The sequence below is a fragment of the Sphingomonas chungangi genome (assembly GCF_013778325.1).
GTDB lineage: Bacteria > Pseudomonadota > Alphaproteobacteria > Sphingomonadales > Sphingomonadaceae > Solisphingomonas > Solisphingomonas chungangi.
This window is the reverse complement of sequence record NZ_JACEIB010000027.1, coordinates 313,619-327,590: the sequence shown is the minus strand read 5'-3', so window position 1 is coordinate 327,590 and position 13,972 is coordinate 313,619. Positions and strand designations below refer to the sequence as shown.

Annotated in this window: 12 protein-coding genes; 6 read left to right on the top strand and 6 right to left on the bottom strand. The window is 66.5% G+C overall.

Features of this window, described 5'->3' with window-relative positions; translation table 11 throughout:
• Positions 1-6 precede the first annotated feature (6 nt).
• Complete coding sequence (locus HZF05_RS19420; protein ID WP_220129913.1) at positions 7-1,641, bottom strand: ATP-binding protein; 1,635 nt, start codon at positions 1,639-1,641, stop codon at positions 7-9.
• Between the two features lie 222 nt (positions 1,642-1,863).
• On the opposite strand from HZF05_RS19420, the gene HZF05_RS19415 reads away from it, so the two are divergent.
• The 3 genes from HZF05_RS19415 to HZF05_RS19405 are packed head-to-tail and all read left to right on the top strand — an operon-like array spanning position 1,864 to position 6,107.
• A complete protein-coding gene (locus HZF05_RS19415; protein ID WP_160364132.1) occupies positions 1,864-3,036 on the top strand; it encodes an HlyD family secretion protein in 1,173 nt (390 codons plus the stop codon).
• A gap of 3 nt (positions 3,037-3,039) precedes the next feature.
• Positions 3,040-4,662: a DHA2 family efflux MFS transporter permease subunit gene (locus tag HZF05_RS19410; RefSeq protein WP_343046927.1), complete on the top strand. Its 1,623-nt coding sequence runs from the start codon at positions 3,040-3,042 to the stop codon at positions 4,660-4,662.
• Positions 4,662-6,107: an efflux transporter outer membrane subunit gene (locus HZF05_RS19405; protein WP_160364131.1), complete on the top strand. Its 1,446-nt coding sequence runs from the start codon at positions 4,662-4,664 to the stop codon at positions 6,105-6,107. Before HZF05_RS19410 ends, HZF05_RS19405 begins: the two co-directional genes overlap by 1 nt.
• 7 nt (positions 6,108-6,114) lie before the next feature.
• On the opposite strand, the gene HZF05_RS19400 is transcribed toward HZF05_RS19405, so the two are convergent.
• Positions 6,115-6,681 (bottom strand): cytochrome b/b6 domain-containing protein, encoded by a 567-nt coding sequence (locus HZF05_RS19400; RefSeq protein ID WP_160364130.1) that lies wholly within the window; start codon positions 6,679-6,681, stop codon positions 6,115-6,117.
• Between the two features lie 93 nt (positions 6,682-6,774).
• On the opposite strand from HZF05_RS19400, the gene HZF05_RS19395 reads away from it, so the two are divergent.
• Positions 6,775-8,208: a glycosyltransferase family 2 protein gene (locus HZF05_RS19395; protein WP_160364129.1), complete on the top strand. Its 1,434-nt coding sequence runs from the start codon at positions 6,775-6,777 to the stop codon at positions 8,206-8,208.
• Here HZF05_RS19395 and HZF05_RS19390 read toward each other — a convergent pair.
• The 3 genes from HZF05_RS19390 to HZF05_RS19380 are packed head-to-tail and all read right to left on the bottom strand — an operon-like array spanning position 8,205 to position 10,284.
• Entirely contained in the window at positions 8,205-8,954 is a 750-nt protein-coding gene (locus tag HZF05_RS19390) for a kinase (RefSeq protein ID WP_343046937.1), read from the bottom strand. The genes HZF05_RS19395 and HZF05_RS19390 overlap by 4 nt on opposite strands.
• Before the next feature lie 28 nt (positions 8,955-8,982).
• Positions 8,983-9,945 (bottom strand): 2-hydroxyacid dehydrogenase, encoded by a 963-nt coding sequence (locus tag HZF05_RS19385; RefSeq protein ID WP_160364127.1) that lies wholly within the window; start codon positions 9,943-9,945, stop codon positions 8,983-8,985.
• Between the two features lie 42 nt (positions 9,946-9,987).
• Entirely contained in the window at positions 9,988-10,284 is a 297-nt protein-coding gene (locus HZF05_RS19380) for a hypothetical protein (protein WP_160364126.1), read from the bottom strand.
• Between the two features lie 272 nt (positions 10,285-10,556).
• Between HZF05_RS19380 and HZF05_RS19375 the strand changes: the two genes are divergently transcribed.
• Positions 10,557-10,931, top strand: coding sequence for a hypothetical protein (locus HZF05_RS19375; RefSeq protein ID WP_160364125.1), 375 nt, complete (start codon positions 10,557-10,559; stop codon positions 10,929-10,931).
• On the opposite strand, the gene HZF05_RS19370 is transcribed toward HZF05_RS19375, so the two are convergent.
• Positions 10,928-12,334, bottom strand: coding sequence for a helix-turn-helix domain-containing protein (locus tag HZF05_RS19370; RefSeq protein ID WP_160364124.1), 1,407 nt, complete (start codon positions 12,332-12,334; stop codon positions 10,928-10,930). The genes HZF05_RS19375 and HZF05_RS19370 overlap by 4 nt on opposite strands.
• Positions 12,335-12,444: 110 nt before the next feature.
• Between HZF05_RS19370 and HZF05_RS19365 the strand changes: the two genes are divergently transcribed.
• On the top strand, positions 12,445-13,971 hold the full coding sequence (locus HZF05_RS19365) for a carboxyl transferase domain-containing protein (RefSeq protein WP_160364123.1): 1,527 nt from the start codon (positions 12,445-12,447) through the stop codon (positions 13,969-13,971).
• Position 13,972 lies beyond the last annotated feature (1 nt).

Genomic DNA, 13,972 nt, shown 5'->3' with positions numbered 1-13,972 from the left:
ACAGCCTCAGTCCTGCGGACGAATCAAACGCCCAACCCGCCGCACCAGGTCGTCGATCGCAAAGGGCTTGGTCAGCACCTCCATGCCCGGCTCGACATGGCCGTGGTTGAGCACGGCGTTCTCGGCATAGCCGGTGACGAACAGTACGGGCAGATCCGGCCGCAGGTCGCGCGCCGCCTCCGCGACCTGTCGCCCGTTGAGGCCGCCCGGCAGGCCGACGTCGGTGATCATCATGCTGATCCGGGCATCGGATTGAAGGATCTTCAATCCTGCCGGTCCATCGGCCGCCTCGATGCAGGAATAGCCCATCTCCGACAGCGAATCGACGATCAGGAGTCGCACGGTCGGCTCGTCGTCCACCACCAGGATCGATTCGCCGGCACCGCCTTCGGTCAGCGGGGGCAGCTGAAACTCGACGGTGATATCCTCCTCGCCGCGATGGCGGGGCAGGTAGATGCAGACCATCGTGCCCTGGCCGACCTCCGAATAGATGCGGACGTGGCCGTTGCTCTGGCGCGCGAAGCCGTAGACCATCGACAGGCCGAGCCCGGTGCCCTGGCCGATCGGCTTGGTGGTGAAGAAGGGATCGAACACCCGGTCGATGATCGCCTTGTCGATGCCGGTGCCGGTGTCGCTAACGCAGACGGACACATATTGGCCCGGCTCCAGCGCATGCTCCTTGGCGGCGCGCTCGTCGAGCCAGCGATTGCCGGTCTCGATCATGATCCTGCCTCCGCCGGGCATCGCGTCGCGCGCGTTGATGCAGAGGTTGAGCAGCGCATTCTCGAGCTGGTTGGTGTCCACCAGCGCCGGCCACAGCCCGGTCGCCGCGACCGTCTCGACCTCGATCGCGGGGCCGACAGTGCGATGGACCAGTTCGGTGACGTCCGGCAGCAGCCGGTTGACCACCACGGCGCTGGGCGTCAGCGTCTGCCGGCGCGAAAAGGCGAGCAGCCGGTGGGTGAGGGCGGCGGCGCGACGTGTCGCGCCCTGCCCCGCCGCCAGATAGCGATCGACCTCGCCGCTGCGGCCCTGTGCGATCCGCGCGGCGATCATTTCGAACGCACCCGAGATACCGGCGAGCAGGTTATTGAAATCATGGGCAAGGCCGCCGCTCAGCTGGCCGACCGCCTCCATCTTCTGGATCTGGCGAAGCGCGGATTCGGCCTCTTCGCGCTCGGCAAGCGCCTCGGCAATGCGGATTTCGAGGCTGCTGTTGAGCTCGTTGAGGGCGTTCTCGGCGCGCACCTGATCGGTCACATCCTTGAACAGCACCGCGACCTGATGATCCTCGAACGGTCCGACCCGGAAGGAAGAGACTTCCAGATGCCGGCCGGTGGCCACCAGCTCGCGGCGGAAGCGGATCGGCTTTCCAGTGTGGAGCACGCTGCCGTAAAGCTCGACCCAGCCATCCGCCTCTTCTGGCACCATCTCACGAAGCTTCTGGCCGACCACGTTGGGAATGCCGGCATTGCGCTCGTAGGCGGCGTTGGCCTCGACATGGATGTAGTCGCTCAGCGGCCCGTTGGGTCCATCGAAGAACTCGATGATGCAGAAGCCGTCGTCCATCGTCTCGAACAGTGTGCGATACCGGTTCAGATGGGACATGGCGTCGGCTGGGAGGTCGTCGTCGGCGTCCATTCGGTTTCTCATGCTGTCCGGCCGGAAATTAACTTGGATAAGGGGATTCACTTCGAAACGCGATGACGCGGGCTTAGGTCCATGTCACGGCTCGTCTTTTCCGGAAGGCGGGACATAGTCTAATGCGTCACGGGCGTGGAACGAAATCCGTCGTCCGGAGTCGAGACCTGCGGCAAAGGGCGGCCCGCTTCAGGAGGGCCGAGTACTGGGAGCAGCCAAGGGATGAGCGATCGCGACGACGACGACCGCGAGCACCGTGACGATGCCAACCGGAACGGCGACGAAAAGCAGCAGGGCGACGATCCGAAGGACGATGATGGCGACGGCGAGGAGGAAGAGGATTCCGGCCCGCCGCTCTACAAGAAGCCGATTTTCTGGATCATCCTGATCGTTGTAGCGGTGATATCGATCGTCGGCGGTACGTTGTTTTGGCTGCATAAGCGCCAGTACGAATCCACCGACGATGCCTTCGTCGATGCGCATATCGTGCGGATCGCGGCGGAGGTGCAGGGCAAGCTCACCCATGTCGCGGATATCGACAACCGCCATGTTCAGGCGGGCACCCTGCTGGCGACGATCGAGCCGTATGCCTCCGCCGCGTCGCTCGATCAGGCCAAGGCGCAGGCGATACAGGCGGATGCGGGCATACAGCAGGCACAGGCTCAGGTCGTCTCCGCGCAGGCCCAGCAGAGGCAGGCCGAGGCTCAGGCCCGCGATCCGGAGGCGCAGGCGATGAAGGCGGCGGCTGATCTGCAGCGCTATCTCGCCCTGCAGAAGCTCGATTCCGCCGCCGTGTCGGGCACCCAGATCGATCAGGCGCGCGAGGCTGCCAAGAGCAGCGCCGCTCAGGCTGCCGCCGCCCGCCGCGCGGTTGATAATGCCGCCGCGCAGGTCGCGGTCGCGCAGAAGCAGGTGAAGGCCAACGAAGCGCAGAAACAGGCCGCCGAGGCACAAATCCGCTCCGCCCAGGTGACCGTTGGCCATCTCGACCTCCGTGCCCCCGTTTCAGGTCAGGTGGTCAACCGCAGCGTCAATCTCGGCTCCTATGTATCGCCCGGCACGCAGCTGATGGCGATCGTGCCAGACCGGATGTGGGTGACGGCCAACTTCAAGGAAACCCAACTCGCCCACATGGCGATCGGCCAGCACGTCGCGATCAGCGTCGATGCCTTCCCCGAAGTCGCGTTCGACGGCCATGTCGATTCGATCCAGCGAGGCGCAGGGCAGGCCTTCGCGCTGCTGCCGCCGCAGAATGCGACGGGCAACTATGTGAAGGTCGTCCAGCGTGTGCCGGTGCGCATCCTGTTCGATCGCCCGCGCCGCGACAGCCCGGATCCGCACAATTATCCGATCGGCCCCGGCATGTCGGTGGTGCCAACCGTCAAGGTGCGCTGAGCGGTGGCGAGCGCCGCCGGCGCCAAGCGGTCGAAACCGAAGCAGGCCGATCCGGACGCCGGCTGGTCGGACGAGCGCTCCGCCGCTGGAAATCGCAACCCCTGGCTGATCGTGCTCGTGATCAGCCTCGCCACCTTCATGGAAGTGCTCGACACCTCGATCGCCAACGTCTCGCTTCCGCACATCGCCGGCAGCCTCGCCGTCTCGAATGACGAGGCGACGTGGGTGCTGACCAGTTATCTGGTGTCGAACGCGATCGTGGTACCGATCTCCGGATGGCTGAGCGACGTCATGGGGCGCAAGCGCTTCTACATGATGTCGGTGGCGCTGTTCACGATCTCGTCCCTGTTCTGCGGGCTTGCGCCAAGCCTCGGCATTCTCGTCGTGTCGCGCATAGTTCAGGGGATTGGCGGCGGCGGGCTGGCGAGTTCCGAACAGAGCTTCCTCGCCGACACCTTCCCGCCCTCCCAGCGGGGCACGGCCTTTGCCGCCTACGGCGTCGTAGTGGTCGTGGCGCCGGTGATCGGCCCGTCGATCGGCGGGTGGATCACGGACAATATCAGCTGGCACTGGATCTTCCTGATCAACGTGCCGGTCGGCATCATATCCTTGATCCTCGTCCAGCTGCTGGTGGTCGAGCCCGACGCGCTGGAGAAGGAACGGCGCAAGCGGCTCCGAAAGGGTCTGAAGGTCGACGGCTTCGGCTTCGCGCTCGTCGCTCTTGGGCTCGGCTGCCTCGAGGTGTTCATGGATCGTGGGCAGCGGGACGACTGGTTCGGCTCCTCCTTCATCTGCACGATGGGGCTGATCGCGGCCGTATCGCTGGTGCTGCTGGTGGTGTGGGAGCTCAACCGCAAAGACCCGATCGTCGATATGCGCCTGTTCGGCGTCTTCAATTTCGCCACCTGCTTCATGATGATGATGCTCGTCGGCGTGATCATCTACGGATCGACGCAGGTCATCCCGCAGATGTTGCAGGAAGTGTTCGGCTATACGGCGACCGATGCGGGCCTGACGCTCACCATGGGCGGCATGTTGTCGCTGGTGGCGATGATGATGGCAGGCGTGCTTTCCAGCAAGGTGCAGGGGCGCTGGTTGCTGGCCTTCGGTTTCCTCATGCAGAGCGTGGGCATGTGGATCTATTCGCATTTCAACGTGAACACCGCGTTCAATCAGTTCGCGTTGGCCAGACTGGCGCAGGCGGTCGGTATTCCCTTCCTGTTCGTGACGATCCTCACCCAATCCTATGCCGGTCTGAAGCCGGAACGCTACAATCATGCCTCGGCGCTGATGAACGTGGCGCGAAACCTCGGCGGTTCAATCGGCATTTCGGCGTCGCAGGCCCTACTTGCGCAGCGCGAGCAATTCCATCAGGCGCGGCTGGTCGAAGGGCTCAACCCGCTCAATCCCAATTATGTCGAGGGCCTGCAGCAGATCGGCGCGACGCTGGGTAATCCAGGCACTGGCGGCGATCCCTCGCAGACGCAACTCGCCACGCTCTATCAGCAGATGTCGACGCAGGCGGCGATGCTCTCCTATATCGACGTCTTCCGTGCGCTGATGATGTTCATGCTTGTCGCCGTCGCGATGGCCTTCCTTCTGAAACCGATGAAGGGAGGCCATTGATGCGTCGCTCCGTCGCCCTCGTTCTGCCCCTGATCGTTGCCGGTTGCACCGTGGGGCCGAATTATCAGGAGCCCAAGCCTGATGTTCCGTCCGCCTTCGCGTCGCCGCAGCCGAACCAAACGGCCGATGTCGACCTCGCGCACTGGTGGACGGCGTTCCACGATCCCGAGCTGGAGCATCTGATCGAGATCGGCCTGCAGAACGCGCCCGATCTGCAGACCGCCGCCTCCAAGGTACGCGAGGCGCGGTTGCAGATCGTCCAGGCACGCGCGCAGGGCCTGCCGGAGATCGATGCGACCGGCAGCGGTCAATATACGAGGATCAAGCCGGTCGGCGGATCGGATGTCGGCAAGCTGGTCAACCAGATCGGCGGTGGCCAACAGGGCGGCTCCGGCGGATCGTCCTTCTCGATTCCCAAATATTACGCCACCACCTCGGCCGGCTTCGATGCGAGCTGGGAACTGGATCTGTTCGGCGGCGTCCGGCGCGGCGTCGAGGCGGCGCGCGCGCAGGCCGAGGCGGCGGAATGGGATGCGCGGGACGCCCGCGTCAGCCTCGCCGCCGAGATCGCCAGCGATTACCTCCAGATGCGCGGCTACCAGGACCAGGCCCGCATCGCGCAGGCTGAGGCGGATCGGCAGGGTCGATCGCTCTCGATCCTCGAACACACCGCGCAGGTCGGCCTCGTGCCGCAGGGCAATGCGATCAGGCAACGGACGCAACTCGCGCAGGCGCAGGCGCAGGTGGCGCCGCTGGAGGGACAGGCGCGCACCCAGATGCACGCGCTGGCGGTGCTGGTCGGCGAGCAGCCCGAGGCTCTGGTCGACGAACTCGCGCAGGCGCGCGCGCTGCCGCCGGTGCCGCCGGAGATTCCTCCGGGCCTGCCGATCGACCTGATCCGCCGTCGCCCGGATGTCCGCGCCGCCGAGCGCCGGCTGGCGGCCGCCACCGCGCAGATCGGCGTGGCGGTGGCAGACATGTATCCCAAGATCTCGCTGACCGCGTCCGACGCGCTGAGCTGGCTATGGCTCGGCCATTTCTTCCTCGGCAAGACGCTGCAGTTGACGGGGCAGGGTTCGGCAAGCTTTCCGATCTTCGATTTCGGGCGCCGCCGCGCGCAGGTGGACATCGACAAGGAAGAGCGCGAGCAGGCCTATATTGCCTGGCGCCAGACGGTCCTCGGTGCGCTGCGTGATGTGGAGGATGCGCTGGTGCGTGTCGATACGGAGCGAACCAGCAACGCACAGCTCCGCTCCGGCGTCACCGATGCGCAACGGGCGCTCGGCACGGTGGAGGCGCAGTACAAGGTCGGCCTGTCCGATTACACGCCGGTGCTCGACGGGCAGCAGACCTTGCTTCAGACCCAGAACAGCCTTAGCCAGAGCGACGTCAGGCTGCGGCAGGACATGGCCTCGCTCTACAAGGCGCTCGGCGGGGGCTGGTAGGCGCCGCTCAGTCGCGGCCGGGCCACATCCGCTGGAGCTCGGCCTCGCGATCGAGCCACTGGTGTTTCAGCGCGCCGCCGACATGCAGTGAGAACAGCGCGTAGAGGGCATAGGCGCCCGCTACGTGGCCTGCGCCGAACAGACCGTGCAACCGGTCCATCGTCGCCGGATCGAGATGCTGGAAGAAGGCGATGCGCGGCCATTCGAAGGTGCCGAAATAGTGCATCGGGTGGCTCGCCGCATCCTTCCACGCCGAATCCATGATCCAGCCGGTCAGCGGCATGGCGAACATGATCAGGTAGAGCAGCCAGTGGACGGCATGCGAGGATGCCCGCTCCCACGGCCTGTAGCCCGCAGGGTAGGCGGGCGGGCGGTGGGTGAGCCGCCACAGCAGTCGCATGATCGCGAGGCCGAGCACGGTGACGCCGATCGACTTGTGGATGTCGATCGCCGGGCGCACCTGTTCGTCGGCGAGGTGCGGCCAGATCCAGGCAAGCGCCACGTTGAGGATGATTCCGGCCGCTATCAGCCAGTGCAGGAGAATGGCGATCCCCGTGTAACGCTCTCTTGTCACCGAAACCCTCTCTTCTACGAAGCAGCCTCCGGGACGGTCTAGCGGGTGCGTAATGAAAGCCAAGGTTCGAGATCGACGGATGGGGGCGGCGTAATGAACATGATGTCGCGCAGCTTCGAGGCTCAATCGCCCCGGCTGACACCGCGCGCGGTGCCGATCGCCAGCCGGCTGATCGGGCTTGTCGGACCGCTGTTGTTCGTCACACTGTTGGTGCAGGCGTTCGAGCGGCAGGGAGTCGGATCGTGGTCGGTGGGGATCGCCTACATCCTCTACGATACCGCGCTGCTGGCGTTCACCGCCTGGAAGATCCTGCCGCTGCGCCGGCCGCTGCCGCCCTTGCCGCAGTCGACCCGCCGGCCGAGCATGGCGGTGATCGTCGCCGCCTATAACGAGGCTCCGGTGCTCGGCGTCACGATAGACGCGCTGGCAGGCCAGAGCGATCCACCCGACCTGATCCTGCTGGCCGACGACGGATCGAGCGATGACAGTGCGGAGGTGCTGCGCAGACTATACGGGCTGGAAGCACCGCCATGCGGCGAGATGAGCGGGCCGTCGCCCGGTCAGCCGACACTGCTCTGGCTGCGCTTGCCCCGTGGCGGCAAGGCGCGGGCGCTCAACGAGGCGATGCTGCGGATCGATGCCGACCTCGTGTTGACGATCGATGCCGACACCCTGCTCGCGCCCGGCGCGCTCGCCGCGATGCGCGAAGCCTTCGCGGCGGAACCGGAACTGGTCGCCGCGACCGGCGTCCTCGCGCCGATCTGCGGGCCGCAGCCGATGGCGCGGCTGTTCCAGTGGTTCCAGGGCTATGAATATGTCCGCAACTTCCTCTCCCGTTACGCCTGGATGCGGATGGACAGCCTGCTGCTGATCTCGGGCGCCTTCGCCGGCTTCCGGCGCGAGGCGGTGGTCGAGGTCGGCGGCTTCGATCCGGACTGCATGGTCGAGGATTATGAACTGATCCATCGGTTGCTCCGACACGCCTACGACACTGGGCAGGACTGGCGCACGCGCGTGATCGGTCGCGCGCTCGCCAGCACCGACGCGCCGGCCAGTCCGATGGCGTTCCTGCGCCAGCGGCGGCGCTGGTTCGGCGGTTTCCTGCAGACCCAGCGCTGGAATCGCGACATCGTCGGCAACCGCCGCTACGGCACGCTCGGACTGTTCCACTTGCCGGTGAAGGCACTGGACACGCTGCAGCCCATCTACGGCCTTGCCGCCTTCGCGATCCTCATCGGTTTGGTCGTCACCGGCCGCTTCCGCATCGCTTTGCCGATCCTGATCATCATGATCGCCAAGATCGCGGTGGATCTGACCTTCCATCTTTGGTCGCTCGGCCTCTACAAGCGCTGGACCGGGCAGACGGAGGGGTTGCGGATCGGCCCGGCACTGCTCGCCTCGTTCGCGGAGCCGTTCAGCTTCCAGCTGCTGCGCCATGCCGGCGCGGCGTGGGGGTGGATCGCCTTCCTGTCGGGCCGCGAGAATTGGGGACACCAGACGCGGACCGCTATCACGCCATCGCGCTAGATACTTAGCGAGCGGTCTTCGTCCAGCGGGATCGTCAGATCGGCGTAAGCCGGCATGTCGGCGAGGATGTGGCGGGTCAGCCGCTCGTAATGCAGGACGAAGCGGCCGATCGCCGCATCGCTCATCCCGCCGCCCCGCGTCTCGCGAAGCCGATGCTCCTGCTCGGTGCGCCAGCGTCGAACGACCTCGAAACCGGGTGCGACGAGCAGAATGAGCAGATCCAGCCGTTCGAACAGTGCACGGTAGGGACCGGCCAGCGCGGCGTTGGCGGTGCGTCGCCAGATACCGTCCGGATCTTCCAACCGTTCGAGCATATTGACCGGTTCTGACAACGCCGTATCGGGCTGCGGCCGTGCGCCGACGCACCAGCCTTCGAGCAACAATAGCCGCGTTCCTGTCGGGGCTTCGATCCACGTCGAAGGCGGAAGCCGTTCGTCGCGCGCCTTGTCGAAACGCGGCAGGCGGCAATCGCTGCCTGTCGCCAGCGCGTCGATCACCGCGAGGCCGAGCGGGATGTCGTGCGTGCCGGGCACGCCCCTCGTGCGAAACAGCGGATGAACCTCGCGGGCCTTTTCCTCGCGTTCGGCCTTCGTCAGATAGAGATCGTCGATCGACAGGATGGCGGTCGGGACGCCTTCGGCTTTGAACAGTGCGGAGAGACCGGCGGCAAGCGTCGACTTGCCGCTGCCCTGCGCGCCGCACAGGCCGACCACGAGCAGGCCGCCGCGCAGTCGCGGGCGGATCACGGACGCAGCGAGAAACGGGGTGCGCGGGTCAGGCGACACGGTTGGGCAGATTCCGGCCGTCGAAGAAGGCTTCGAGATTGTCGGCCGCCTGCATGCCCATTGCGGTGCGGGTTTCCACCGTCGCGCTGCCGAGATGGGGCAGCAGTACGGCATTCTCGCAGGCGACGAGATCGGGATGGACGGAGGGCTCGCGCTCGTAGACGTCGAGGCCCGCGGCGGCGATCCGGCCTTCCCGAACAGCAGCCGCCAGCGCCGCCTCGTCGACGACGGGGCCGCGCGCGGTGTTGATGAGGATCGCGGTCGGCTTCATCCGACCGATCAGTCCCGCATCGACGAGGTGCCGCGTCTCCACGCCGCCGGGGGTATGGAGCGAGAGGATATCCGCCTCGGCCGCCAATGTCTCAAGCGAGGGTGCATAGCCGGGCTCTCCTGACGGCTTCCTGCTATGGTGCAGCACGCGCATCCCGAAAACCTCCGCGCGTCGGCCAGTGGCACGCGCGATGCGGCCGTAGCCGACAAGGCCGAGCGTCCGGCCGCCCAGTGCCTGGCCCATCAGGTGGGTCGGGCGCCAGCCCGTCCAACGGCCGGTGCGCAGCTCGCGCTCCCCCTCGCCGGCGCGGCGCGAGGCCATCAGCATCAGCAGGATGGCGATGTCTGCCGTCGCATCGGTCAGCGCGTCGGGTGTGTTGGCGACGGCGATACCGGCGCCGGAGGCCGCGGCGAGATCGATATGCTCCACGCCCGCGCCGAAATTCGCCAGGACGCGCGCGCGCCGGCCCGGCGTCGTGAGAAGAGCGCTGTCGAACCGGTCCGTGATGGTGGGCAGGATCGCATCGTGCCCGCGTATCGCCGCTTCCAGCGCGTCACGGCTGCGAGGCTCGTCCTCCGGATTGAAGGTAACGGAGAAACGCTTCGCCAAACGGGCTTCCACCGCCTCCGGCAGGCGGCGTGTCACAAACAGTCTCGGCCGCTCTGCCCCGCCTTCGCCCATCATCGATTCCGCTGCCGTCAGGACGGCGGGTCTAGCAGATCGTCAGCTCTGGTCCTCCGCTTTGTGATGCTCGCGAAATGCCGCGGGCACATGCGGCAGCCAGCGATCCGCGACCACCACCTTGCGGAACAGACGCGGCCCCATCACAGCCAGCGCGACGCCGGCGCTCGCCAGCAGAAAGGTTGCAAGCGCGAGCAGATAGGCCAGCGGCGGCTCGTGCCCCGCATGGCCTAAGCCGATCGCGGCAAGCCCATGCTCGCTCGCCCCTGCCATCATGAACAGGATTACCCCGCCACCGTGCAGCAGCCAAGGCCATCTGCGGAGCATGATTTGTGCCATCCGGGCCTCCATAGGTCGATGTCCAGCCTTCCATCTGGAGCCGATACCGTAAGGGTTCGAGATGCGTCGTGCGCCATCGTCGTAAGCATTGCGTATAGTTAAGGCAGCATGCTGCGTTGCAGTCGCCTCCAGCAATCCTATGTTCACGCAGGCGGTCGCATCTGGCTTTTCTCGCGCTTGACAGCGTGCCTCCCATCGGTAGGCGGCTCGGGTGCGGCGGCGGTCGGGTTCCGGCGGCCTTGTCCTTGGTTCTAGAGCGAAAGGAGGCGAATATGGCGTATCGGGCGACCGTCCGTACCGGCATCGATCCGCAGCCCGTTTCGCCCGAGATCGAACCCTTTCGCATCACCCCGATGGAGCCCGCCAGCTTCTCCGCGCTGGAGGAACAGGTGATCGTGCTGGCCCGCTCCGACAGACTTGGCAGCATCGAGGAGCCCGGCGTGGTCGAGCGGCTCGTGACCAAGCTGTTCGGCCTCAATCCGGAACGCCGGGCGCTTGCCGATCCCCGGCTGGAAACGCTGCGCCGAGCCGTGGTGGTGGCGCGCCACCGTCATCACCTGCCGGACATGCAGGCGGCGGAACTGCGCGAGGCTGGATTTTCGGTGGCGCAGATCCGGGTGATCGAGACGAAGGCGATCACCGTCTAGTCGAACCGGTAGGGCACCACCTCGCGCCGCTCGGGATCGATGCGCAGCGCGCGGCCGGAGGGCGGGAAGGCGCGCTGATCGCAATCCTCGCGCGGACAGATGCGGCAGGAGACGCCGATCGGTGTGGCGGCGTCGGCGCGCGTCAGGTCGAGATGATCGGCATAGACGAAATCCTTGGCCTCGCCGATCTCGCAGCCCAGAGCCACGGCATAGCGACGGGGCGAGCGGGCGTAGCTTCCGCTTTCCTTCACCAGTCCCTTGGCGATCGCGACATAGCGCGTGCCTTCCGGCATTTCGGCGAGCTGGGTCAGGATGCGGTCGGGGATCGCGACAGCCTCGTGCATGATCCAGAGCGGGCAGGCGCCGCCGAAGCGCGCGAATTGCAGGCGCGTGGCGGAATGGCGCTTGGTGATGTTGCCCGCCATGTCCACCCGGCAGAAGAAGAAGGGCAGGCCGCGCGCATCGGGCCGCTGGAGGGTGGAGAGGCGGTGGCAGGCCTGCTCGAAGCTGACGGTGAAGCGACGGCGCAGGCGGTCGATGTCGTGGCGCAGGCGGCGCGCTTCGGAGCGGAAAGCCTCGTAGGGCATCAGGATTGCGCCGGCCGCGTAGTTTGCGAGGCCGATCGAGAGCAGCCGCGTCGCCTCCACCGACGGCATGGTGGCGCGGGCGAGCACCTGACCGATCTCCTCGGCCAGTTCGATGCGGGCGAGCTGGTGGGCGAGTTGGAAAGCGCGGCTCTCGGGCGCCTGCGCGGGGTCGAGCGTCAGGACGCGGTGCGCGGGATCGAAGGCGCGTAATGGGGCGGCTTCGGCACCGGGTGAGCGCAGCGTGATGCGGTGGCGGTCGCGCAGCCGTTCGGCCAGAGCTTCCGGACCGGGCTCAAGGATATTGCCGATCGCCTCGGCAGCGGTGTCGATCAGGTCGACATAATTGCCGGCATCGTGGAACCAGTCGCGCACCTCGTCCCACGGCAGGCGGCCGCCGGAGGGGGCGCCGGCATCGTAGGCGTCGTCGAGGCGCTGCAATTGGTCCTCGGCGCGGCGCCACGCGGCGTGCATCGCCACGAAGCGGCGGGCGAGGGCGGGTTGTTGCTCCACCGCGCGGGCGAGCAGCTCGGGCTCGGGCGGCGCCTCGGGCAGCAACGGCTCGGCGGCGGCCTCGGCGAGGCCGGCGAGCAGGCGCGCGCCTTCATCTTCGTCGATGCCGGCCCAGTCCGCCGGGAAGGATGCGTGAAGCGCCAGCGCAACGGCGGCGGTGAGCGGGCGGCCGTCCGTCTCGATCTGCGACAGATAGGAGACGGAGATGCCGACCCGCTCCGCCATCGCGACCTGGCTCATGCGCAGCCTCGTGCGCAACTCGCGGATGCGCGTGCCGGCGTAGAGGGGGCGGGGCTGGCGGGCCATGTCTCCACCTATTTCACAAAACCGCCATTCGCAACTTCACAAAACCACATTTGCCTCTCGCGCGCACCCGGTGCAGTCCCCGCAACCGTCGCTTCGCGAAAGGAGAGCCCGTGGCCACGACGCTGGAAGTCCTCGAACACCGCCGCGCCTCGGCGCGTCTGGGAGGCGGGCAGAAGCGCATCGACGCGCAGCACGCCAAGGGCCGCCTCACCGCCCGCGAGCGCATCGACATCCTGCTCGACGAAGGCTCGTTCGAGGAACTCGACATGTTCGTCGAGCACAATTGCACCGATTTCGGCATGGACGAGACTCACATCGCGGGCGACGGCGTCGTCACCGGATCGGGCACCGTCAACGGCCGCCTCGTCTTCGTGTTCAGTCAGGATTTCACCGTGTTCGGCGGCTCGCTCTCCGAACGCCACGCGCAGAAGATCTGCAAGATCATGGACATGGCGCTGAAGGTCGGGGCCCCGGTGATCGGCCTCAACGACAGCGGCGGCGCGCGCATCCAGGAGGGCGTCGCGTCGCTCGGCGGCTATGCCGAGGTGTTCCAGCGCAACGTGCTCGCCTCGGGCGTGGTGCCCCAACTCAGCCTCATCATGGGACCGTGCGCGGGAGGCGCCGTGTACAGCCCGGCGATGACCGACTTCATCTTCATGGTGAAGGACTCGTCCTACATGTTCATCACCGGCCCGGACGTGGTGAAGACCGTCACCAACGAGGTGGTGACGCAGGAGGAACTGGGCGGCGCCGTCGCCCACACGCAGAAATCGGGCGTAGCCGATCAGGCTTTCGAGAACGACGTCGAGGCGCTGCTCGCCGCGCGCGACTTCATCGATTTCCTGCCCGAGAGCAACCGCTCGGGCGTGCCCGTCCGTCCCACCGAGGATGCGTGGGACCGCATGGAGCCGAGCCTCGACACGCTGATCCCGGACAGCGCCAACAAGCCCTACGACATGCACGAGCTGATCCGGAAGACGGTCGACGAGGGCGATTTCTTCGAGTTGCAGCCGAACTATGCCGGCAACATCATCATCGGCTTCGGCCGGATCGAGGGCCGCACCGTCGGCATCGTCGCCAACCAGCCGATGGTGCTGGCTGGCGTGCTGGACATCTCGGCGAGCCGCAAGGCCGGCCGCTTCGTGCGCTTCTGCGACGCCTTCGACATCCCGATCGTCACCTTCGTGGACGTGCCGGGCTTCCTGCCGGGCGTTTCGCAGGAGCATAACGGCATCATCACCCACGGCGCGAAATTGCTCTTCGCCTATGCCGAGGCGACGGTGCCAAAGATCACGGTGATCACGCGTAAAGCCTATGGCGGCGCCTATGACGTCATGGCCTCCAAGCATCTGCGCGGTGATTTCAATTATGCCTGGCCGACCGCCGAGATCGCGGTGATGGGCGCCAAGGGCGCGGTGGAGATCATCTTCCGCGGCAAGACGCCGGAGGAGATCGCCGAGCGCACCGCCGAGTACGAGGCCCGCTTCGCCAACCCCTTCGTGGCGGCGTCCAAGGGCTTCATCGACGAGATCATCATGCCGCATTCCACCCGCAAGCGCGTGGCGCTGGGACTTCGCAAGCTGCGCAACAAGCAGCTCGAGAACCCATGGAAGAAGCACGACAACATCCCCCTGTGAG

Excerpts from the sequence above, each read along its gene's own strand:
- HZF05_RS19420 (WP_220129913.1), bottom strand. The coding sequence starts at position 1,641 with ATGGACGCCGACGACGACCTCCCAGCCGACGCCATGTCCCATCTGAAC.
- HZF05_RS19415 (WP_160364132.1), top strand. The coding sequence starts at position 1,864 with ATGAGCGATCGCGACGACGACGACCGCGAGCACCGTGACGATGCCAAC.
- HZF05_RS19405 (WP_160364131.1), top strand. The coding sequence starts at position 4,662 with ATGCGTCGCTCCGTCGCCCTCGTTCTGCCCCTGATCGTTGCCGGTTGC.
- HZF05_RS19395 (WP_160364129.1), top strand. The coding sequence starts at position 6,775 with ATGAACATGATGTCGCGCAGCTTCGAGGCTCAATCGCCCCGGCTGACA.
- HZF05_RS19385 (WP_160364127.1), bottom strand. The coding sequence starts at position 9,945 with ATGGGCGAAGGCGGGGCAGAGCGGCCGAGACTGTTTGTGACACGCCGC.
- HZF05_RS19380 (WP_160364126.1), bottom strand. The coding sequence starts at position 10,284 with ATGGCACAAATCATGCTCCGCAGATGGCCTTGGCTGCTGCACGGTGGC.
- HZF05_RS19375 (WP_160364125.1), top strand. The coding sequence starts at position 10,557 with ATGGCGTATCGGGCGACCGTCCGTACCGGCATCGATCCGCAGCCCGTT.
- HZF05_RS19370 (WP_160364124.1), bottom strand. The coding sequence starts at position 12,334 with ATGGCCCGCCAGCCCCGCCCCCTCTACGCCGGCACGCGCATCCGCGAG.